Consider the following 21767-nt stretch of genomic DNA (forward strand, 5'->3'; position numbering starts at 1 on the left):
CTGGGCCCGAACGCGCTGGACGTAGCCAGCCCTGCCCGACGTTACGCTCCCGGAAAGTTTTTTGTCCGACGGCGTAACCCCTGCGGTGCCAAGAGCGATTACCCCTATGAAGCGCCGGCCTGGAACTTGTCCCCCATCATGTTCCAGGCCGGCTCTTTTGTTACTGAAGGGTAAAGTTGGCTGGCGAGGGCATTCCGCGTGCGATGTGCGGGCCCCAAGCTGAGCAAGCCCAGTCCCCTCCACCGAAGGCCCTGTGTCCGTGACCGATGCACTGACAGACGACGTTCTGCGTGCGCGCGCCCGCGATCCGGAGCTCTTCAGTATCGTGTACCGAACGTACGCGCCACAGGTCCTGGGCTACCTCACAGCCCGCGGGGTAGAAGATCCGGAGGCGGTTATGCAGGAAGTCTTCATCGCCGTCCTGCCACGGCTGCAGAAGGTTACCGGCGGCGTGGCCGGGCTGCGCACGTTTGTCTTCTCCGTGGCACACGCCAGGATGGTTGACGATCACCGGAGACAGCAGCGCACCCCCAGTAAGCTCCCGTTCGAACCCGACCTCGACGGACGCGAGGAGTCCTCGGCCGAGACTGAAGTGCTGCACCGGATCTCGCCGCAGGAAGTGGCCGATCTCCTCAACGAATTGCCGGATGAACAGCGGGAAGTGCTGTCGTTACGCCTCGTCTCGGGCCTCACGGTGGACCAGGTGGCCGCTGTGATGGGCAAGAGTGCCGGCGCCGTCAAACAGCTCCAGCGCCGTGCATTGATCCGGCTGCGCGAGCAGTCCGGAGTGAAGGAGTACGTGGCGCCATGACCTCCAATGCCAGCTCCCTGATCCGGACCATTGATGAAATGCTCCTTGACGCCGGTGTGGACGATTCCGCCGGCCTCCGCGAAACCCTGCTCGCGCTGGGCTCCCTCGCCTCCCTGCCGGTCCCCGAACCCGGCCCCGAACTGGCCGCACTCCTGTCTGGCCAGACCCACCAGCTCGCCCGGCACCGGCTCCTCCGGAAGCACCGGACCACTGTTGTGGGCCTTGCCGTCATCGCGGGGATGGGGCTGGGCGTCACCGGGGTGGCCGCCACCGGCACCGCTCCGGACGCGCAGGCCAGCAGTTCCATCCAGAAGTTGTTGCAGGACTGGGCTCCCGGCTGGTCCATCGCAGGGACTCCCGCCGCCAGCGGGACCGCCGCAAATCCGGCGGAGGTGCAGGTGCCCGCGGATCCTGCAACCAACGACAATCCAGCGCAGGCACAGCCCCAAACTGTTGAACGGGAAACTGCCCCGCCGGCGAACGGTCCGGAAGACGCAGGCCAGAACCGGGGCGCGGAGCCGGCCGGCCGCGGAACCGGCACGCCGTCCGGCACGTCAAAGGCGGACGACGGCGGCGCGCCGCGGAACGCTGCGGGCGTCACCCGTGACGCCGCTGCCGAACTCGACAAGGCCGGAAAGCTGGTTGCCGGTACCCTGGCCGAAGCCGGAACAGCGGCGGGGGAGTCCCTGACGGCAGCCATCGTCCCCCCGGCAATGACAGAAAGAACCGGGGCCGGCAAGGCCGGACCCGGTTCAATCTGGCTGAAGAAGTTCACCCGCTGATCAGGTTTGCTTCAGGAAGCATCTCCGTCAGGAAAGCAGCTGCCGCTTGGAGGAGATCACGCCGGTGTCGAAGCCGGCCAGGTGCAGCCCGCCGTGGAACCGGGCATGCTCGATCTTCACGCAGCGGTCCATCACCACGTTGAGCCCGGCGGCTTCCGCGCCCGCGGCCACGTCCTCATGCCAGGAGCCGAGCTGCAGCCGGAGGGTTTTGGCGCCGGCCGCGACGGCTTCGTCCAGGACGCCCGGGAGGTCGTCGTGCTTGCGGAACACATCCACGATGTCCGGGCTTTCGGGAAGATCGGCCAGTGAGGCGTAGGTCGGTTCACCAAGGATCTCCTTGACCACGGGGTTCACGAAGTACACCTTGTACCGCGTGGACGATTGCAGGTAGGTTGCCACAAAATAGCTGGCCCGGGTCGGCTTGTCCGAGGCGCCCACGATCGCAATCGAGGTGGCTGCGCGCAGCAGGTTCAGGCGCTCCGGAGCGGAAGGTCCGGTCCAGATACGTCCGTCGGTGCTCATACGTTCGCTCTAACAATGCAGGAATCCGCTTCGGTGGTTGAGCCCGCCTCGGTGGTTGAGCCCGTCGAAACCGAGGCAGCGTCCAGTGCCTGGTCCAGGTCCCACAGGATGTCGTCGATGTCCTCCAGACCCACGGAAATGCGGACCAGGTCCTCGGGGACGCCCGCGGACTCCAGCTGGACCGGGCTCAGCTGCTGGTGCGTGGTGGAACCCGGGTGGATCACCAGGGTGCGGGAAACGCCCACATTGGCCAAGTGCGAGGCCAGCTGCAGGGATTCGATGAACTTCTGCCCGGCCGTGCGGCCACCCTTCACCACAGCCGAACCGCACGCCCTGCGCCAAATCATGCTCTGTGGGACGTAATATTCGCCCACGCCCGGCGTTGACGCCTGCCCGTCAGTCAAATATTCGATCAGGGCCGCTCAGGGGACGATGTACGCTTGCATCATGGTCCACGTCAACGATCCTGCCGTTATTGAGCGCCTGATGCGAAACAAAGGGCGGTGGGCTATCGTGGGCCTGACCACCAACGAGTGGCGCGCAGCCTACGACACCTCGCTGTTTATCCGCGACCGGCTCGGGATGGAGATCATCCCCGTCAACCTTCCCGGCGATGCCGTCCACGGCGAAACCGGGTACCGTACCCTGGGTGAAATTCCCCCTGAAAAGCAACCCCTCGACGTCGTCGACTGTTTTGTGAACTCGCAGAAGGTCGGGGCGGTGGTGGACCAGGCAATTGCCGTGGGCGCCAAAGCCGTGTGGCTGCAGCTGGGTGTTATCGACGAAACGGCTGTGGACCGTGCCAAGGCCGCCGGCCTGGACGTGGTGATGGACGTTTGCCCCGCCCAGCAGGCGTGGAAGTACAACCTCTGATCAGCGCTGCATGAGTTCCGGGTAGTGGCGTTCGGTCACATCGGGGTGCGCGCGCATGCGGCCCTTGAGCATGTTCAGGCCAAAGGACGCGAGCATCGGGTTGGACGGATCGTCGGAGATGCCACGTGCCTGGGCTTTGAGCTCGGGAGGCAGGGGCACCGGATCAATGACGGCATCCAGCCGCGGCGACCAGAAGAACGGGACTGAGTAGCGGTCCACGCCCGGTGGCGGCGCCTTGACCCGGTGGATCGTGGCGGCAAGGAAGCCTTCCGTGGCCACCTCCAGCATTTCGCCCAGGTTCACAACGAGTGCCCCGGGAACAGGCTCAACCGGCGCCCATTCAGTTGTCCCGGGCGGCAGCACTTCGAGGCCGCCCACCTCGTCCTGGAGGAGGAGGGTGACAAATCCGTAGTCAGCGTGGGAGCCCACGCCCTGGTTCCCGGCCGCCTCCACCACACCGCCGACGTAATGCACCAGCTTGCCCATCCATGCGGGTTCGTTGCCGAAGGGCTCGTCGAAGTGGTCCTCCGGCAGTCCCAGGGAAACCGAGATGCCCCGCAGCAGTTCCATGCCCACACTGGACATCAGGTCGGCCCAGGCCATGGCCGCCGGCTTGAGCTCCGGCAACGCCTCATCGGGCCACATGTTGGGCCCCTGGAGGAGCCAGTACGGCTGGTCGGCCGGGTAATTGTGGACGGGCTCGCGCTCGGGGGAGTAGTCGATCTGCTCGCGGGCGTCGGCCCGTCCCTGCGTGACTTCGGTGCCCATCCGGGTGTAGCCGCGGAAGTGCGGGGAAATCCTGTTGTCCAGCTTCATCCGCTCCTCGAGGGGCAGGTCGAAGAAGCGTTTGATGAGGGCCAGCAGCTCCTCGGCCTGGCCGGGGGCGGCGCCGTAACCGGTGATTTGGAAGAAGCCCACGTTGTGGGCGGCGTCCCGCAGCTGGTCGATGAATTCGGGGCTGAAGGAGCCGTACGGCTGGCGTGCGGCGCTCATGTCCAGAACGGGGATGGTTGCCTGATCGGGTGACATCTTCGCAGACTAGCACCGCCGGGAAGGGCTTTGTAGGCTCGGTCCATGGACGCAGCCCAACTCAAGGCAATATGCCTGTCATTTCCCGGTGCCTTCGAGGATTTTCCCTTCGGTCCGGAGACCTCCGTGTTTAAGGTCCGGGCTGCCGTGGCAGGTGGCGCGCGGCATGAAGCCAAGATGTTTGCGGCGTCCGCCATGAACCCCGACGACTGGTCCGTGAGCCTGAAATGTGAACCCGCCCTGGCTGAGCAGCTGCGGGCCGCCCACCCGGAAATCACCGGCGCGTGGCACATGAACAAGACCCATTGGAACGGCGTGCGGCTGGACGGAAACCTGCCCGATGCCATGGTCCGGGACATGGTGGAGGATTCCTACGACCTGGTGGTGGCCTCCCTGAGCCGCAAGCAACAGGAGCAGCTGGGATGGGCGCGGCTGTCCGGTTCTTCGGGCGGGCCCCGTTGACCGGGAAGCGCCTGGCTGCCGGCGGCCTCAACTACCCGGGCATCGGCTCCACCGAGCACGGCCGGGCGCCGGAAGGCTACCCCTGCCTCGTATCGCGGGAGTACCTTGGCGATGGACCGGCGGTCTACCGCCGGGTGGCGAACGCAATCCTTACCTGGGAACTGCAGCGTCGGTCCGGACTGCGCGTCCGGACCGAGTCCGACGTCGTGATCCCCGGCGCGCGCGTGGTGAGCGGGTTCGGCGTCGGGCCTTTCCGTATTAATGCCCCGTGCGAGTTAATGCCCCGTGCGAGGTGGTCTGGGTGCGGCGGCCGGTGCCGGGAGACGGCCCCCAGTCAGCGGGCTTCGGCTACGGCACGCTGCCCGGCCATCCTGAACGCGGCGAAGAAGCCTTCGAAGTTGAGATCGGCGCTGACGGGCGGGTGTTCCTGAAGATCACCGCCTTCAGCAGGCACGCGAACTGGTTCTACCAGGCGGGAGGCCTGCTGGCCCGGGCGGCGCAACGGCACATCACTTCGCGATACGTTGGAGGGGCACGCCTCCTCGCCGCAGGTGAAAGCTGATCAGGAGAAGGTACATGCTGGACCAATCGACCCTTGACCGCCTATGGAACTTTGGGGATCCCGAGCTGTCCGAACAGCGCTTCCGGGACGCCCTTGCTGACCCAACCTACGACACCTACGAAAAGGCCGAACTCGCCACGCAGCATGGCCGGGCCATTGGCTTGCAGGGCCGCTACGAGGAGGCGGATGCCTTGCTGGACTCCGTGGACGGCGAGGAAGAACCCACCGTCGGCGTGCGGATCCTGCTGGAACGCGGACGCGTCCTGAACTCCAGCGGCCACGCCGCCATGGCCGTACCCCTGTTCGAACAGGCAGCCGAGCTCGGCGACCACTTCGGCGAGGAGTTCCTCGCCGTCGACGCGCTGCACATGCTGGCCCTGGCAGACTCCACCCACGCTGAACTGTGGACCCGGAGCGCCCTCGAATACGCGTCCACCGCCCACGATCCGCACACACGGCGCTGGATGGTGGCGCTGCACAACAACCTCGGCTGGACTTTCCACGGCGCCGGCCGGTTCACAGAGGCTCTGGTGGAGTTCCAGCTGGCCGAACAGTGGGCCGAACGGGCAGGAACCCCGGCGCAGCAGCAGGCCGCACGTGAGGCCATCAAGGCCTGTGACCTTGCCCTGGCCGCAGGCTGAACAACCCACACCCCCGCAACGGAAGGAATACCGCATGATCTTCATCGTCGTGAAATTCAAGGTCAAACCCGAGTGGTCCGAGCGCTGGCTGGGCCTCGTTGACGCTTTTACCCAAGCCACACGGGCGGAGCCCGGCAACCTGTGGTTCGACTGGTCCCGCAGTGTGGATGACCCCAACGAGTTTGTCCTGGTGGAAGCCTTCAAGGACGACGCCGCCGGGGAACACGTCAACAGCACGCACTTCAAGCAGGCCATGGCGGACATGCCGCAGGCGCTGGCCGAGACGCCGCGCATCATCAGCCGCCAGCTCGACGGCGACGGCTGGGACCGGATGGGCGAACTCACCATCTGACCCCATCGATTGCTCCGTAACCGCTCTTTTGACCCCTCAAAACGGCGGTTACGGAGCAGTCGATACGATTACTGCATGTGGATCGGCTGGATTGAATTCGACATCCTCCTTGGCGACGTCCAGAGCCTGAAGGAGAAACGTTCCGTCATCAGGCCGCTGCTGGCCGAGCTCAAGCGCCGCTTCGACGTGTCCGTCGCGGAGGTGGGGGACCACGACCAGTACCGCCGCTCGCAGGTGGGCGCCGGGCTGGTGGCAGCAGACCGGGCGCACGTCGTGGAGGTGCTCACCGCCGTCGAACGCTTTGTGGCCGCCCGGCCCGAATTTGAGCTGCTCAGCTCGAGGCAGCGGGAGCTCCGCAGCGACGACTGACTCATCGACTGCTCCGTAGGCGCCCTTTTGAATACCCAAAACGGCGCCTACGGAGCAATCGATGAGGGCTGTGGATAACTTCTGCAGCGCACGCCGTATTCTGCTCTGATGAATCCATGAAGACCCCACGCCCGCTGCCCGAGGAACTGCAGGACCGCCCGTTCACAGTTGTCGAGGCGGCGCGCGCCGGAGTGTCGCACAAGCGGCTGCGACACCGGACACTGCATCGGCTCGGCAAGGGGATCCGGTCGGAAAGCCCGACGGCGGAACTCCCCTTGGGTGACAGGGTCCGGCCCTTCATCGAGGTCAATGAGCGATGCGCCGCGTCGCACCTCACCGCGGCGGAGATGCTTCTGCTGCCGCGACGTCAGCAGAAGGGGACTCCAGAGATGTTTCATGTCATCAGGCCTGAGGGATCGGCACACCTGAACAGGCCGCACGTAATTGTGCACCGCATGAAGCTTTACAGCGATGAGGTCACCACAGTTGACGGGATTCCAGTGACTACCCCGGAGCGGACCTGGCTGGACATGGCGGAAATGCTGTCAGTGGACGAGCTTGTGGCCATGGGGGACAGCTGTGTGCGCGTGCCGAGGGCGGCGTTTGAAGGCAGGGACATGCCGCTTTGCAGCTTGGCTGATCTGCAGCGAATGATCGACAGGCACAAGGGAAAGCGCGGGCTGCGCAGGGCCAAGGAAGCCATCAAACTCATCCGCGTGGGATCTGACTCGTCGCAGGAGACGCTGTTGAGGCTGGCCATGGTGAGGGCGGGGCTGCCGGAACCGGAATTGAACGTGCCAATCATCGGCGACGACGGAATACGCCATCATGAGCCGGACCTGTCCTACCGCAAGTACCGGATCGGAATTGAGTACGAAGGTGAACAGCACGGCGATGAAGGGCAGGTCGTCCGGGACATCACCCGTTCGGAGAGGTACGGGACGCTGGGGTGGAGGGAAGTCCGCATTTCCAAGCGGCACATGGTCAACGAAGCGAAGCCTGCTATTTCCAAAATCCGCACAGCCCTGGTCCAGGCGGGGTGGCGCATGGGCCGTTAAGCATCGATTGCTCCGCAACCGCCTTTTTGAGGGTTCAAAAGGGCGTTTACGGAGCAATCGATGGCTGGGCCCACGCCGCCAGGGTTCCCTGGCCGAGCTTGCGAGGCTAGGGCGGCGGTGGGGACTAGCCGAAGTACTTCGGCAGGGTCGCCTCGTGGGCTTCGCGGAGGGCGTCCAGCGACATGGTGTCCACGCCGTTGATCTCCAGGTTGCCGCTGGCCGCGTCCACCACGCCGATGCGGGTGTGGGCAAAGCCACGGGCCGTGCACATGTCCTTGAACCGGACCTCTTCCGAGCGGGGCACGCCGACAACCGCGCGGCCCTGGGACTCGGAGAACAGTGCCGTGAACAGGTCCACGCCGTCGCGGTCCAGGACATCCTGCAGGGCGATCCGGGCACCCACGCCATAGCGCAGTGCGGACTCCACCAAGGCTGCCGCAAGGCCGCCCTCTGAGAGGTCGTGCGCGGAGTCCACCATGCCGTCGCGGGATGCGTTGATCAGGATTTCACCCAGCTCGCGTTCGGCGGCGAGGTCAACCTTGGGCGGCAGTCCACCAAGGTGGCCGCGCATGTTGGCCCACTCGGAACCGTCCAGCTCGGCCGCCGTCGTGCCCAGCAGGTAGATGGCCTGGCCGTCTTCACGCCAGCCCGACGGCGTGCGGCGGGCGACGTCGTCGAGCTTGCCCAGCACTGCCACCACGGGGGAGGGGTGGATGGGCGTGGTGCCGGTCTGGTTGTACAGCGAGACGTTGCCGCCGGTGACCGGGATGCCCAGCACCATGCAGGCATCGGACAGGCCGCGGATGGCCTCCGCGAGCTGCCACATGACGTCCGGGTCCTCGGGGGAGCCGAAGTTCAGGCAGTCGCTGACGGCCATCGGTACCGCGCCGGAGGTGGCCACGTTGCGGTAGGCCTCGGCCAGCGCCAGCTGTGCGCCGTGGTACGGGTCCAGGTAGGTGTAGCGGCCGTTGGCGTCGGTGGCCAGGGCAACGCCCAGGCCGGTTTCCTCGTCCACGCGGACCACGCCGGCGTCGTCCGGGAACGCCAATGCGGTGTTGCCGCCGACGTACCGGTCGTACTGGTTGGTGATCCAGTCCTTGCTGCACATGTTCGGTGAGGCCACGAGCTCGGTTACGGCGGCAGCCAGTTCCGCGGGGGCGGAGGGGCGGCCGGCGTCCTGGACGGATCCGGTGAAGGAATCGGCCTGGACGGAGTCCTGCCACTCGGGGCGGGCGTACGGGCGGTCATACACGGGGCCGTCGTGGGCCACGGTGCGCGGGTCGACATCCACGATGACTACGCCGTCCCAGGTGATGATCAGGCGGCCGGTGTCGGTGACCTCGCCGAGCCAGGAGTACTCCACGGCCCACTTGTCCATGACAGCTTCGAAGGCGGCGATGTTCTCCGGGGTGACCACGGCCATCATGCGTTCCTGCGACTCGGACATCAGGATTTCGCCCGGGGTCAGCGTGGGGTCGCGCAGCAGGACGGAGGTCAGTTCGACTTCCATGCCGCCGTCGCCGTTGGAGGCGAGCTCGGACGTGGCGCAGGAGATGCCAGCGGCGCCGAGGTCCTGGATGCCCTCAACGAGGGAACCCTTGAAGAGCTCCAGGCAGCACTCGATCAGGACCTTCTCGGCGAAGGGGTCGCCCACCTGGACGGCGGGGCGCTTGGACGGCTTGGTGTCGTCGAAGGACTCGGAGGCCAGCACCGAGGCGCCCCCGATGCCGTCGCCGCCGGTGCGTGCACCGAACAGGACCACCTTGTTGCCCTTGCCGGACGCGTTGGCGAGGCGGATGTCCTCGTGGCGCATCACGCCGACAGCCAGCGCGTTAACCAGCGGGTTGCCCTGGTAGACGGAATCGAAGACCATTTCGCCGCCGATGTTGGGCAGGCCCAGGGAGTTTCCGTAGCCGCCGATGCCGGCCACGGCACCGTGCATGACGCGGGCGGTGTCCGGGTGGTCGATGGCGCCGAAACGCAGCGGGTCCATCACGGCAACCGGGCGGGCGCCCATGGAGATGATGTCACGGACAATGCCGCCGATGCCGGTGGCAGCACCCTGGTAGGGCTCCACGAACGACGGCGAGTTGTGGGACTCGATCTTGAACGTCACGGCCCAGCCGTCGCCCAGGTTGGTGACGCCGGCGTTTTCGCCGATGCCCACCAGCATGTCCTTCTTCATCTCGTCGGTCACCTTTTCGCCGAACTGGCGCAGGTGGTTCTTCGAGGACTTGTAGGAGCAGTGCTCGCTCCACATCACGGAGTACATGGCCAGCTCGGCGCCGGTGGGACGGCGCCCCAGGACCTTCACTACCTCATCGAACTCGTTCTGCTTCAGGCCCAGTTCGGCCCACGGGAGTTCGGTGTCCGGCGTTTTGGCAGCGTTCTCGACGGTGTCGATATTGAACTTCTTGGTCTCGACAGGCTCGACCACCGAATTGATCTCGGTCATTTGTTGCCTCCCACAATCTTGTTCAGTACGGAGGTGAAGAAACCCAGTCCGTCGGTGTCGGACCCGCCGATCCCGTCCAGGGATTCGGGGCCGAAGCCAACTTCCACCGCGTGCTCGGGGTGGGGCATAAGTCCCACCACGTTGCCAGCGGCGTTGGAGATGCCGGCGATGTCGCGGCGGGAGCCGTTGGGGTTGAAGCCCACGTAGCGGAACACCACGCGTCCTTCAGCTTCGAGCGCGTCCAGGACCTTTTCGTCGGCGATGTACTGGCCGTCCTGGTTCTTCAGCGGAACCGTGATTTCCTGGCCGGCCTCGTAGTCCAGGGTCCAGGCGGTGTTGCTGTTTTCCACCCGCAGGACCTGGTCGCGGCACATGAACTTCAGGTGGTCGTTCTTGATCATGGAGCCGGGCAGCAGGTGCGACTCGGTAAGGATCTGAAAGCCGTTGCAGATGCCCAGCACGGGCAGCTTGGCATCGGAGTTGGCGGCGTCGATGATTTTGGACATCAGCGGCGCGAAGCGGGCAATGGCGCCGGCGCGGAGGTAGTCGCCGTAGGAGAAACCGCCGGGAATAACGACGGCGTCCACGTCACCCAGGGTGGTGTCTGCGTGCCAGAGCGGCACTGCGGTGCCGCCGGCGAGCCGGACCGCCCGGGCGGCGTCGCGGTCGTCAAGGGTGCCTGGGAAGGTGACGACGCCGATCCGGGCACCGGCGAGCCGGGGCTCGGCGGCGACGGCGATGGCCTCGCCGATCAAGGGAAGTTCAGTCATCTCAGGCCTCGACGACCTCGACGTTGACGACGTCTTCGATCACGGGGTTGGACAGCAGGGTCTCGGCGGCTTCGCGGGCCTGGGCCAGGATTGCGTCGGTCACCTCGCCCTCAACCGTCAGTTCGAAGCGCTTGCCCTGGCGGACAGAGCTAAAGCTGGTGAAGCCCAGACGGGGGAGTGCACCCACGATGGCCTTCCCCTGCGGGTCCAGAATCTCGGGCTTGGGCATGACGTCAACAACGATCCGGGGCATCCGGCAACTCCTGTGCGTGAGCATTGGGTAAGGGCGCAGCGGAGTCACGCCGTCTTACGCCGTTCCGGGATGCTGGGGACGTTCTTTTTCGAACGGTGTGGACGGGCGCTCCGCGAGCTTGCTAGGCCATTCTACCGGGCCGAGCGCCGCACCCTGTATTCGGTGGGATCGGCCACAGTCATCGCGGCGGGGCGGGCTTTCGGGAGGTAGAGGACGACGGCGGCTATGGCCTCGCGGAGCAAGCGTCACTAGGATTACCGCATGGCTGAAAAATCGAAATCTCTGCTGTTGCCGATGATGGCCGTGGCCGTTTTTGCCGGGTTGGGCCGGATGGTTATGCAGAAGATCAAGGCGGACCGGGCTGCCCGGGAAACGCGCCTGGCCGGCCCCGTGGACGAAAAGACCCGCCAGTGGATCAGTGACGTGGTTCGGACGCCCAGGCAGTAGGCGCCCAGTCTTTGCCCAAACCTCAACCGGGCGTCCCTGAACGGGGGCGCCCGTTTTTGCGCCCCGCCGCACGTGCCCCTGCGCCGGCTGCCCTGCTGAAAATGTACTAATCCCGAACGCCCTGTCCCGGGCCCTCCCAAGCTTCTTTCGGAAAGTCCTAGCCACGTGACGTTCTACACACTAGGGTCATAGGACGTCGTATGTGGCAGGTGGTATCCCATCGGATGCCGAGACCGCCCTCACGGCCGAATTCTCCCGATCCGCCGCCCCGCGGCGCCTTGAAAGGATATGGATTTGCGAATTTCTACTAAGCGGAACAGGCACCGAAGTATTGTCCGGACCGCAGGAGCCGGGCTGGTAGCGCTGGCGCTGCTGGCCGGATCCGGGATCGCCGCGCAGGCGGCACCGATCCCCCGAACAACCCCAGCGCTCCTCCCGGCTCGTTCGCGGAGGCCAACATCGGCGCCGACCGGACTGCGGCGAACTTCTTCTACCGAATTCCGGCCCTGACCTACCTGGGCAACAACGTGGTGCTCGCCTCGTGGGACGGCCGCCCCGGCAGCGCCGCGGACGCTCCGAACCCCAACTCGATCGTGCAGCGCCGCAGCACCGACGGCGGCCAGACCTGGGGGCCCGTTCAGGTCATCGCCGCCGGCCACGTGGGCGACGCCACGGGCCCCAAATACGGTTACAGTGATCCGTCCTACATCTACGACGCCGAGGCCGGCAAGGTCTTCGCGCTGTTCGTGTACTCCAAGGACCAGGGCTTCTTCGGCAGCCAGTTCGGCAACGACGACGCCGACCGCAGCGTGATCTCCTCCGCCGTGATCGAATCCTCCGACGGCGGCGTCACGTGGACGCAGCCAAGGCTCATCACGAACGTCACCAAGCCGGGCACCAGCAAGACCAGCCCGGTGGCCGGCGATATCCGCTCCAACTTCGCCTCCTCCGGCGAGGGCATCCAGCTCAAGTACGGCCAGTACAAGGGCCGCCTGATCCAGCAGTACGCCGGCGATGTGCGCCAGGCCGACGGCACCAACAAGATCCAGGCCTACAGCGTCTACTCGGACGATCACGGCGTGAGCTGGCACAAGGGCGCCAACGTGGGCGACCGCATGGACGAGAACAAGACCGTGGAACTTTCCGACGGCCGCGTACTGCTGAACTCGCGCGACAACGCCAACCAGGGCTACCGCAAGGTGGCCATCTCCACTGACGGCGGCGCCACCTATGGTCCGGTCACCCAGGACACCGAACTGCCGGACCCGGCAAACAACGGTTCCATCGCCCGCATGTTCCCGGCCGCGGCTCAGGGCTCAGCGGACGCCAAGAAGCTCATCTTCACCAATTCCAACTCCAAGACCGCCCGCGAGAACGTCTCTGCCCGTATCTCCTGCGACGACGGTGCCACCTGGCCCGGTGTACGCACCATCCGCTCCGGTTTCTCCGCTTACTCCACCGTGTCCCGGCTCGAGGACGGCAAGTTCGGTGTCCTGTATGAAGGCAACTACACGGACAACATCCAGTTCGCGAAGTTCGACGACGCCTGGCTGAACTACGCCTGCGCCCCGCTGTCCGCACCGGCACTCACCACCACCCCCGGCGCCACCAAGCAGGTAGCGGTCACCGTGACCAGCCAGGAGGCCACCACGCTTTCCGGCGCCAACGCCACGGTCTACACTCCCACCGGCTGGACCGCCACCACGGTGCCCGTGCCCGACGTCGCGCCCGGTGCCTCGGTGACCGTCAACGTGGACCTGACCGCACCGGCGAACGCCAGCGGCCCGCAGAACCTCAACGCCGCGTTCACGACGGCGGATGGCCGGGTTTCGCAGTTCACGTTCACCGCCACCGTTCCGGCAGCTCCGCAGGTGGGCCTCACCATCACCGGAACGGCTCCGGCCCGCGACGTCATCGCCAGCCCCTACCAGACGGGTGACGTCCTGGGCTACACGTTCAACGTCAAGAGCACCGCCAACGTCACGGCGAACTCCGTGCCCGTTTCGGGGACCTTCGACGCCGGCTTCCTGCCGCCGTCGGCTCCCAACTGCCGGTTCAACAGCCTGGCCGCGGGTGCAAACTACAACTGCACCACGGCCAAGCACACGCTGACGGCCGGGGACATCGCCCGCGGCTATTTCGTCCCCGAGGCGAGTTTCACCGTCACTGCCAGCGCGACGCCGTCGCTCACCAAGACGGTTGCGTTCACCGGCGCCGCGGTGGCGCTGCGTGACGGACTTGTCTCCGCCACGATTGCGGGAGCCCGCGGCGACGCCGGGCGCGACCTCGCCACCCAGCCGTACGCCGCCGGCGATGCTTTTCCGTACACCTTCAGCGTGAGCAACACGAGCCCGCTGGTGGAAAAGGTGGTTCCCACCGCCGGTAACTTCAGCCCGTTCGTTCCCGAAGGCCCGGGCAACTGCCGCTACGGCGTGCTGCCGGCCGGCCAGGGCTACACCTGCGCCACGCCGCGCCACACCGTGACCGCTGTCGAGGCAGAGCAGGGCTACTTCGTTCCGAAGACCACGTGGGAAGTCAGTTCCGCAGGCCAGAGCAGCAAGGTCTACACGGTCGACGGTGGCGAAGTGGACCTGAAGGTCCGCGACGCCAAGCTGGAAGGCACCGTAGCCGCCGAGTGGAACGACGCCAACGGAGACCGTTTCGCCAACGAAGGTGATACCGTCTCATACGCCTACACCGTAGGCAACGCCGGCAACGTTGCCCTGACCGGGCTCAGCGCCCCGGACGCGTCCATCAGCCAGGACGCCCTGGCCGTGGGCGGGACCGTGACGGCAACGCGCGAGCACGTCCTGACCGCAGCCGACGTCGCGGCAGGCCGGCTCGACGCGGTCTCGTTCGCGGCAACTGCCACCAACGGCGCCAAGGAAGTCACCGCCACGGTGACCGGCGGCGCGCTGGTGCTGGCTCTCCAGCCGTCGCAGCCCGAGACGGTCCCCGTCCTCGCCGTCCAGGACCTCGAGGAACAGACGGCTCCGTTCGACCTCGGCACGCAGGACAAGTACCGCAACGGCCAGAAGGTGACCCTGAACGGTCTCGACTACAGCCAGTGGTATTACGTGTACCTGAACAAGAAGAGCTACCGGCTCGGCTGGATTTTCCCCACCACCGACAACACAGTGGAGTTCATCCTGCCCTCAGATGTTCAGAGCGGCCGCGACGACGTGGTGGTGCTGGACAAGGACGGCAAGCAGGTCTCCTTCGACCGCCTGCAGGTGACGCCCAAGGGCTGAGCCAGGTGATTTCCTAGCACCAAAGAAGACCTCCGCGCGGAGCCGGACATTTCCAAAGTCCGGCCCGCGTAGGGGTCTTTCTTTTGTGCCTTCCCGGCCCCGCCTTGTAGCTGCATGATTGACCTATACACCTGATGTGTCCTATGTCATATTCAGCTCTCAGTCTGTACTGTTTGTAACGGCTGGTCACAGCATTACAAAATCTGTAATGTCGTGTGCCGTTCCCAGCTGCTCCAGACCGGCAACGTGGCCGGCCGTTCCTCGTGAAAGGTGTAGTCGCTCGTGAAATCAACTGGAAAAAGCCCCATTCGGGGCGGGGGACTCCGGAAAGCAGCGGCATTGGCCGTGGGCTTGCCGCTTCTCCTTTCTTCGATGGCGATGAGCCCCGCTACCGCGGCGCCCGCTGAAGCAAACACGGCAGTTGCCTCAAAGAAGATCAACCCCGGCGACTACCCCGCCGGCCGCTACATTGTGGTCCTGGCCGAGAAGCCGGCGGCCACCTACGACGGCGGGACTCCCGGACTCGCAGCGACGAAGCCCCAGACGGGCCGCAAGCTTGACGCCGACCGGCCCGAAGTCCAGCAGTACCAGGCGCATCTCGAGGGCAGGCAGAACGCTGTGGCCGGGTCCGAAAGCGTCCGGATCAAGCGCCAGTACACAGCTGCCATCAACGGGTTCTCGGCCGATCTGACCGCCGACCAGGCCGCTAAGCTCGCCAAGGACCCGGCCGTCATCATGGTGGCACCGGACACGGAGAACGCGCCGGATTACTCAAGCACGGACTTCCTTGGGCTCAGCGGTGAAAACGGCCTCTGGAAGACTGCCTTCGGCGGGCTGGAAAACGCCGGCAAAGGCGTCGTGGTTGGCGTTATTGACTCCGGCTACACCCCCTCCAACCCGTTCTTCGCCGGGGACGACGTGCAACCCCTCGCCGGCCAGGCCCAGGTGGGCGCCCCGTACCGCACCGCGGACGGCAACATCGCCATGCTCAAGTCCGACGGAGACACCTTCGTCGGAGAGTGCCAGAAGGGCCAGGGAACCGGGGCGGCGTTTGACGGCAGTGCCTGCAACTCCAAAGTCCTGAGTGCCCGCTACTTCGCTGACGACTACATGGCGTACGTGGCGCCGGAGAACCGCGCGCCCGAAGAACTGATTTCGCCTGTGGATGTGGGAAGCCACGGGACGCACACCGCCAGCACCGCCGCGGGCAACGCGAACGTCCGGGCCAACCTTGGTGCAACCGATATGGGCATCACCGGCGGCGTGGCGCCGGCGGCAAAGATCTCCGTCTACAAGGTCTGCTGGGAGGATGACAACCCGGCGACGGGCGGGTGCTACAGCTCCGCGTCCGTGGCCGCGATCAATCAAGCCATCCTGGACGGGGTGGATGTGCTGAACTACTCCATCTCCGGCAGCACCTCAACCACCACAGACCCGGTGTCGCTGTCCTTCCTCTCCGCGGCCTCTGCCGGAATCTTTGTTGCAGCCTCCGCCGGAAACTCGGGGCCCACGGCAAGCACCGTAAACCACGGCGCGCCGTGGCTGACCACGGTGGCAGCGAGCTCCTTCTCCACGGAGTTGCAGGGAACCGTCGAGTTTGAGGACGGAAGCAAGTACCGCGGCGCCAGTCTTATGTCCGCTCCCGTTCCTGCGAGCAACGTTGTGCTGGCGGCAAGTGCCGCAGCCGCCGGCGCAGCCAACCCCGAACTGTGCGCACCCAATGCGCTGGATCCCGCCAAGGTGACAGGGAAGATTGTTGTCTGCGACCGCGGGGTGGTGGACCGCGTAGCCAAGAGCGCCGAGGTGCAGCGCGCCGGCGGCATCGGCATGATCCTGGTCAACGTAACCACCTCCTCCGAGGACCTTGACCGCCACGCAGTCCCGACAGTGCACGTGAACCCGCCGGCCACGCAGCAGATCAAGGACAAGATCATCGCCAACCCCGGCATCAAGGTCTCCCTGGTGAACACAGACACCACCGGCCTTCCGCCCGCGCCGCAGCCGCAGATCGCCGGCTTCTCCTCCCGGGGCCCGCTGCTCGCTACCGGCTCAGACTTGCTCAAGCCTGACGTGGCGGCACCGGGTGTGGCAGTGCTGGCAGGCGTTTCGCCCATCGGTTCCGGCGGCGACCAGTTCGGCATGATGTCCGGGACGTCAATGGCCGCGCCGCACGTGGCCGGATTTGGCGCCTTGATCCTGGCCAAGAACCCCACATGGTCTCCGGCCACCGTCAAGTCAGCCATGATGACCACGGCAGCTGATATCAAGAACGCAGACGGCAGCCGGAACGGTGACGTGTTCGCCACCGGCGCCGGCCAGGTGGACATTGCGCGGGTCCTGGATCCCGGCCTGGTCTATGACAACTCCGAGGATGACTACCTGAAGTTCATCCAGGGAACGGGCCTGGACCTGGGCATCCCGGGTCTCGGAACAACCGCACCGCGGGATATGAATGTTGCCTCGTTCGCGCTGGGGGCACTTACCGGCAAGACAGAGGTCACCCGGACTGTCACCGCGCTGACCCCAGGCGTTTACCGGGCCAAGGCCAGCGTTCCCGGCGTCAAGGTGACGGTCACGCCGTCGATCCTTAGCTTCAACGCTGCCGGCGAGAAGCGCACCTTCCAGGTCAAGTTTGAGAACACCAGCGCTGCTTTGGGGCAGTTTGCCATGGGCAACCTCGTCTGGCAGGGTGCCGGCAAGAACGTGGCATCGCCGGTGGCTGTCCGCCCGCAGTCCGTGGTGGCGCCGGCGAACCTGGCGTTTACCTCGGAAGGAGGCCAGGGGCAGGGTGACATTCCGGTGGTTTCGGGCACCAATGCGCCCGTGAAGATCACCCTGGACGGTCTGTCCAAGGCTGACTCCTCGGCCATCGAGCTGGTTCCCGGACCGCTCGCCCTGGGAACGGACGCGTCCAACTTCGCCAAGGAGGTCACGGTTCCGGCAGGATCGCCGTTGGCAAAGTTCTCCGTCTTTTCCTCGGACGAGGCCGCCGACTTCGATATGGTGGTCTTCAACCCGGCGGGACAGGCCCTGCTGGCCCAGACGGCCTCTGCCAGTGAATCAATTTCGGTTCCGAACCCGGCTCCGGGCGTGTACACGATTTTTGTGAACCTCTACGCAAGCCCCAATGGGCAGCCCACGAAGGCGTCCGTGGACGCGGCGGTGTTGGGAGCCAACGTGGGAAATGCCACGGTGACCCCCAATCCGCTGCGGCTCGGGAACGGCCAGCCGGGCATTCTGAAGCTCCAGTGGAAGGATCTCGCTGAAGGCTCCTATATCGGCCGGGTGACGTTCGCCGGTTCGAGCGCGCCCACCTTCGTCTCTGTGGTTGTCACACCAGGCAGTGCTTTGGTGGTCCCTGCTGATGAAACTGCCGGTGACCCTGCCAACGACAAGAAGGACAAGGTCAAAAAGGAAAAGAAGAAGCAGGAGGTCCCGGAGTTCTCCGGAAACCGCAACATGGATCTCTAGCCTCGATTTTTCATGATGGTCGGTGACCGTCGCGGATTTGTGCCAGCGGCCGATGCGTGGTTGTTTTCTGTTTTCGGGCAGGCTGGTGTGGCCTGTTGGTTCGCCTGGTTTGGCGCCGGTTCCACTTCCGGTGATGGGGCTGCTCGTCGGGACGGGATGAGTGCCCGGCTCAGCCGGTAGAAGGAACGAGCCCTTTGGTGAGGCGGGCGGTGTTCTCCAGGAGAAGTTTCAGGAGGTCTTTCTCCGGCGCTGATTCCGGGAGCAGGAGCTGGTTGCGGCGGGCGCGGGTGATGATTTTCCCTGCGGTCGCGAAGAGCCGGTAGCGCCAGCGTTTGATGTCCCAGGCCTTGGCCCGGTGTCCGTCCGGCAGGGCAGCGAGCTGGAGCCAGGACACGAGGTTGAAGGCCAGTGCGGCGATGTTCGCCCAGGCCTGGTTCGCGGCGAAATCGAAGAACGGCAGCTTGCCCAGGCCGGTGTTTTTCAGGGTTTTGATCCGGTTCTCGCACCGGCCGCGGGCCCGGTGCCTGGCGTCGAGGAATGGTCCGTGCCAGCGTGGTGAGTTGGTCAGGAACGCGGTGATCCGGTGCCCGTCCGTGTCGAGCAGGGTCGGCTGCGCACCGGGGTGCAGCGGCTCGGCGCGGAGGAACAGTTTCGTGCCGGGCGGGTAATCGGTGAGCGGGATGACGTCGGTGGCGTTGATGACCCACGCGTCCGTCCGGTCGTTTCCAGTCTGGTCTAGGGCCGGCTGCCAGTACTCTTTGTCGCTGATCCAGTCGATCATGTGTGCCTTGCCGAACGGGAGGGTATAGCTGGTGGAGAACTGCACGCCGAGGCTGTGGAGGTGCCAGAGGAACTTCCTCGAGGCCCCGGCGCTGTCGGTGCGGACCAGGACCTTCTCCCCGGCCAGGGCCCCGGTTCCGTCGTAGAAGCTCTGGGGCAGTTGGGTTGTGGCGGTGTGGAAGACCCGGATGTGGTCCTCGGCGCTGTTTGCTCCGGCGTTGCCGGGCCGGAGCACGGCGGCGAGGATTTCCCCGGCTCCGTTGCCGTTACCGTAATCGGCGCTGGCGATGAACGGGGCGAATCCGTAGCCGCCTTTGTAGGTTCCGGCGACGTTTTCCTTATCGGAGTGTGAGGTCACCAGGGTCGCGTCGATGTCGATGATGAGCGGGTCCGCGGCTGTTGCGGTCAGGGCCGGGTTCCGGTTCCCGGCGGCGTTCCAGGCGCGGGTGCGCAGTTCCTGGGTGAGGGTCTCGAATCCGTAGCTGAACAGTTCCGGGTTTGCCACGGTGCGTTCGAAGAACCGGGAGACGGTAGCGTTCGAGGGCAGCTGACCGAAGGCCCCGGGTGAGGAGCGCAGGATGTCCAGGTCCGATGCGTGTTCGCCTCCGGCGGCGAGCATCGCCGCGAGGGACCCCACCAGCCGGCCGGGCCGGTGTTTCGCGCCGGAGGGAACGAACTGGCCGAGTCTGTCTTCGCACAGCCTGCCGAAACCCAGGGCGTCCATGAAGCCGGTGAGGACCGAAACTCCGGCGTGGGAGATCAGCGACTGGCCGGTGAAACTGACCGGCAGGGACGGAAAAACAGCGGTAGACTTCTGCATCGAAAGGGTGCTCCCTCGCTCGGCAAATAACGGTCTCGACAACCACTATTTTCCCAGTTCAGAGCACCCTTTCCCTGATTAACACGCCAACCCCACGGACCCGCCATGAAAACCCCGGGCTAGCCCTTCAGCAACAGCATGGGAACGCCGCCGGACCGCTTGGTTCCGGCGGCGTTCCCGTTTTGCGGATGCTGCCGCCGATGGTCAGATTTCGCCGCGGGAACCAGCTGTCCCGCCGAGCAGGGGAGCCATGGCGCGCCAGCGGGAGATTTCACAGCCATCGGTTCGCCGGAAAGTCACACTGACGGGACGGCCGTTGATGGAGCCGGTCACAACGGCCACCTGCGGACCGCCGTATTGCTGCGTGCAGAGTTTCGGGGGGCCCGGTTTAGGAAAGAAAATGTCCTCACCGAAGCGTTCCATCGCTGACAACGCTGCTGCGGGATCGGGCACGGTGCAACCGTCAGCAGGGCGGCCATCGCGGACAATGAGCCGGAACTCGTACTCGGGGGAGCCGGGGTCTTCCGTGACCCTGATGGTCAGCTCGAGGTCCTTCATACCGTCCCCGCAGTTCGAAGCGGTGCCAAGGCCTGCGCCAGGCGCCCTCGGAGCGCAGCAGCCTCACCGGCGAAGGCGCGCTGATGCTCAACGTAGGCCGCTTTGCCTTCCGCGGTTTCGATCCGAATGGGCGGGTAACCCCACTCCGCGAGGTCGTAGGGGGAGGCCTGCATGTCCATGGCCCGGATCCGCCAGGACAGTTCGAAGCAATCCATGACCAGTTCGCTGGGAAGCGCGGGCAGCAGTTTGTACGCCCACTTGTAGAGATCCATGTTGGCGTGCAGGCAGCCCGGCTGTTCCATATGCCGCTGGTTTTCGCGGCTGGGCGCCAGTTCGTTCAGTGCAATCGCGTCGGGCGTGTAGAAGCGGAAGGCGTCGAAGTGTGAGCACCGGATCCGGTTGTCCTCCACCACTTTGTCCGTGCCGGCCGAACCCAGCCTCAGTTGCAGGTATTCATGGCGCAGGTCGAATTTGTCCTGTCGGTAGACCATGGCCCATTCGTGCAGCCCGAAGCAGCCGAACTGCGCGGGCCGGGCAGCGGTGCCGCGAAGAATGATGTCCGCGAAGGCCACAGCCTCGTGCCGGTCGGCCAGGAACCGGGCACGGTCAAAAGTCACGGCAGGGGTTCCTAGCGGCAGCCCAAGGGAGGCGAGTTCGCCGTCGTCGAGCGTTTGGTAGTGCTTCCAGCCCATGCGGGCGGACGCCGCTTCAGCGGTCAGTACGACGCCGGCTCCCGGGTGCCAGCGCAGCAGCTGGCCAGGCTTCTGGGTGTAGTAAGTGAAAAGAAAGTCCTCCACCGGGTGCTTCCGACCTGCCGAGCGGCGGGCAAGGTAGGGATCCGAGTAACGGCGGACGCGTTGGGCGTGCGCTTCCTCGCGGGCACGCCAGGCGTCGGCCGTCAGCAGGCTACGTTGCTCCACCGCTGGCACCCAGGACGTCCTGGGCTGCGTTCCAGGCACCGATTTCGCAGCCGTTGGTGCGCGCGAACGTGGCATCCACGGGGGTATCGTCCACAATCCCGGTGACCGTGGCGGTCTGCGGGCCGCCGTATTGTTCGGTGCAGGCCACGTCTTTGCTCCTGGGGGCCGGGCTGAGGAGCGCAGCGTTGTTCTTGAGGGCAGCGCACGCAGCCTCCGGCCTGGGGTGCTTGCTCTCAGCCGTGGGGAGGCCGCCGCGGCAGACCAGCGTGTAGTTCACTGCCGCTTCAGTGGGAGAGGGCCTGACCATGATGGCAAGCTCGGCGTTGCCGGCGCCGGTGCCTGCCGTCGGGGCCGGGGGTGCGGAAGGTGACGGCGCAGGGACGGTGGTCTCGGTGTCCGGAGCGGGGGACCCGGAAGTGTCCGGGCTGGCGGAGGAACTGGTCGTGGGGCTAGCTGTGGGGCTGGCGGATGAAGTCCCGGTCCCGTCAGGCGTGCCCGTACAGGCGGCGAGCCCGGCAATGGCGAGGACCGCCAGCAATGGCCGTACTGTTCGCAAACGCATGGACCCTCCTAGGTTGCTG

At 65.7% G+C, this 21767-nt stretch carries 20 protein-coding genes and 3 pseudogenes; 13 read left to right on the forward strand and 10 right to left on the reverse strand.

What is annotated here, in order from left to right:
- Nucleotides 1-259: 259 nt before the first annotated feature.
- Nucleotides 260-811 carry an RNA polymerase sigma factor gene (locus NIBR502772_RS05035; protein WP_141139332.1) on the forward strand — a complete coding sequence of 184 codons (552 nt, stop codon included), beginning with the start codon at nt 260-262 and terminating at the stop codon, nt 809-811.
- Nucleotides 808-1593: a hypothetical protein gene (locus tag NIBR502772_RS05040; protein ID WP_141139333.1), complete on the forward strand. Its 786-nt coding sequence runs from the start codon at nt 808-810 to the stop codon at nt 1591-1593. The genes NIBR502772_RS05035 and NIBR502772_RS05040 overlap by 4 nt, the downstream gene beginning before the upstream one ends.
- Before the next feature lie 27 nt (nt 1594-1620).
- Here NIBR502772_RS05040 and NIBR502772_RS05045 read toward each other — a convergent pair whose 3' ends face one another.
- Nucleotides 1621-2115, reverse strand: a complete 495-nt coding sequence (locus tag NIBR502772_RS05045) for a CoA-binding protein (RefSeq protein ID WP_141139334.1) — start codon at nt 2113-2115, stop codon at nt 1621-1623.
- Nucleotides 2112-2429, reverse strand: a pseudogene (locus tag NIBR502772_RS05050) (PLP-dependent transferase); the annotation flags it as partial. The gene NIBR502772_RS05045 and the pseudogene NIBR502772_RS05050, both read right to left, overlap by 4 nt.
- 133 nt (nt 2430-2562) lie before the next feature.
- Here NIBR502772_RS05050 and NIBR502772_RS05055 point away from each other — a divergent pair.
- Nucleotides 2563-2988 carry a CoA-binding protein gene (locus NIBR502772_RS05055; RefSeq protein ID WP_141139335.1) on the forward strand — a complete coding sequence of 142 codons (426 nt, stop codon included), beginning with the start codon at nt 2563-2565 and terminating at the stop codon, nt 2986-2988.
- Here the strand turns inward: NIBR502772_RS05055 and NIBR502772_RS05060 are convergent, their stop codons facing one another.
- Nucleotides 2989-4017 (reverse strand): isopenicillin N synthase family oxygenase, encoded by a 1029-nt coding sequence (locus NIBR502772_RS05060; RefSeq protein WP_104062660.1) that lies wholly within the window; start codon nt 4015-4017, stop codon nt 2989-2991. It lies immediately after the preceding gene.
- Between the two features lie 45 nt (nt 4018-4062).
- Here NIBR502772_RS05060 and NIBR502772_RS05065 point away from each other — a divergent pair, with 45 nt between their 5' ends.
- The 7 genes and pseudogenes from NIBR502772_RS05065 (at nt 4063) to NIBR502772_RS05090 (ending at nt 7461) form a co-directional block, all read left to right on the forward strand.
- Nucleotides 4063-4479 carry an MmcQ/YjbR family DNA-binding protein gene (locus NIBR502772_RS05065; RefSeq protein WP_104062661.1) on the forward strand — a complete coding sequence of 139 codons (417 nt, stop codon included), beginning with the start codon at nt 4063-4065 and terminating at the stop codon, nt 4477-4479.
- A pseudogene (locus NIBR502772_RS23010) lies at nt 4440-4667 on the forward strand (DUF1990 family protein); the annotation flags it as partial. The gene NIBR502772_RS05065 and the pseudogene NIBR502772_RS23010, both read left to right, overlap by 40 nt.
- Before the next feature lie 80 nt (nt 4668-4747).
- A complete protein-coding gene (locus NIBR502772_RS23015) occupies nt 4748-5041 on the forward strand; it encodes a DUF1990 domain-containing protein (protein WP_371706774.1) in 294 nt (97 codons plus the stop codon).
- Nucleotides 5042-5055: 14 nt separating this feature from the next.
- Nucleotides 5056-5682, forward strand: a complete 627-nt coding sequence (locus tag NIBR502772_RS05075; protein WP_141139336.1) for a hypothetical protein — start codon at nt 5056-5058, stop codon at nt 5680-5682.
- Between the two features lie 34 nt (nt 5683-5716).
- A complete protein-coding gene (locus NIBR502772_RS05080; protein ID WP_104062664.1) occupies nt 5717-6034 on the forward strand; it encodes a putative quinol monooxygenase in 318 nt (105 codons plus the stop codon).
- Between the two features lie 75 nt (nt 6035-6109).
- The gene (locus NIBR502772_RS05085) at nt 6110-6403 is read left to right on the forward strand and encodes a DUF503 domain-containing protein (RefSeq protein WP_104062665.1); all 294 of its coding nucleotides are present in this window, start codon (nt 6110-6112) and stop codon (nt 6401-6403) included.
- Nucleotides 6404-6519: 116 nt separating this feature from the next.
- Nucleotides 6520-7461: a hypothetical protein gene (locus tag NIBR502772_RS05090; RefSeq protein ID WP_246848699.1), complete on the forward strand. Its 942-nt coding sequence runs from the start codon at nt 6520-6522 to the stop codon at nt 7459-7461.
- 124 nt (nt 7462-7585) lie between these two features.
- On the opposite strand, the gene purL is transcribed toward NIBR502772_RS05090, so the two are convergent.
- The 3 genes from purL to purS are packed head-to-tail and all read right to left on the reverse strand — an operon-like array spanning nt 7586 to nt 10939.
- Complete coding sequence (purL, locus tag NIBR502772_RS05095) at nt 7586-9916, reverse strand: phosphoribosylformylglycinamidine synthase subunit PurL (protein WP_141139337.1); 2331 nt, start codon at nt 9914-9916, stop codon at nt 7586-7588.
- Complete coding sequence (gene purQ / locus NIBR502772_RS05100) at nt 9913-10686, reverse strand: phosphoribosylformylglycinamidine synthase subunit PurQ (protein WP_058930174.1); 774 nt, start codon at nt 10684-10686, stop codon at nt 9913-9915. Before purQ ends, purL begins: the two co-directional genes overlap by 4 nt.
- 1 nt (nt 10687) lies before the next feature.
- Nucleotides 10688-10939 (reverse strand): phosphoribosylformylglycinamidine synthase subunit PurS, encoded by a 252-nt coding sequence (gene purS / locus NIBR502772_RS05105; protein ID WP_056348600.1) that lies wholly within the window; start codon nt 10937-10939, stop codon nt 10688-10690.
- Between the two features lie 261 nt (nt 10940-11200).
- On the opposite strand from purS, the gene NIBR502772_RS05110 reads away from it, so the two are divergent.
- From NIBR502772_RS05110 to NIBR502772_RS05120, 3 genes and pseudogenes are all read left to right on the forward strand, one after another.
- Nucleotides 11201-11386, forward strand: a complete 186-nt coding sequence (locus NIBR502772_RS05110) for a hypothetical protein (RefSeq protein WP_141139338.1) — start codon at nt 11201-11203, stop codon at nt 11384-11386.
- 288 nt (nt 11387-11674) lie between these two features.
- Nucleotides 11675-14637: pseudogene (locus NIBR502772_RS05115) on the forward strand (exo-alpha-sialidase).
- Between the two features lie 372 nt (nt 14638-15009).
- Nucleotides 15010-18108, forward strand: coding sequence for a S8 family serine peptidase (locus NIBR502772_RS05120; RefSeq protein WP_141139339.1), 3099 nt, complete (start codon nt 15010-15012; stop codon nt 18106-18108).
- Between the two features lie 169 nt (nt 18109-18277).
- Here NIBR502772_RS05120 and NIBR502772_RS05125 read toward each other — a convergent pair whose 3' ends face one another.
- From NIBR502772_RS05125 to NIBR502772_RS05140, 4 genes are all read right to left on the reverse strand, one after another.
- Entirely contained in the window at nt 18278-19708 is a 1431-nt protein-coding gene (locus NIBR502772_RS05125; protein WP_141139340.1) for an IS1380 family transposase, read from the reverse strand.
- A gap of 204 nt (nt 19709-19912) precedes the next feature.
- On the reverse strand, nt 19913-20266 hold the full coding sequence (locus tag NIBR502772_RS05130; protein ID WP_141139341.1) for a serine protease inhibitor: 354 nt from the start codon (nt 20264-20266) through the stop codon (nt 19913-19915).
- Nucleotides 20263-21195, reverse strand: coding sequence for a 3-methyladenine DNA glycosylase (locus tag NIBR502772_RS05135; protein WP_210412390.1), 933 nt, complete (start codon nt 21193-21195; stop codon nt 20263-20265). Before NIBR502772_RS05135 ends, NIBR502772_RS05130 begins: the two co-directional genes overlap by 4 nt.
- Nucleotides 21173-21748, reverse strand: coding sequence for an SSI family serine proteinase inhibitor (locus tag NIBR502772_RS05140; protein WP_141139343.1), 576 nt, complete (start codon nt 21746-21748; stop codon nt 21173-21175). Before NIBR502772_RS05140 ends, NIBR502772_RS05135 begins: the two co-directional genes overlap by 23 nt.
- Between the last annotated feature and the right edge of the window lie 19 nt (nt 21749-21767).

The sequence above is a fragment of the Pseudarthrobacter sp. NIBRBAC000502772 genome, from assembly GCF_006517235.1.
Taxonomy (GTDB): Bacteria; Actinomycetota; Actinomycetes; order Actinomycetales; family Micrococcaceae; genus Arthrobacter.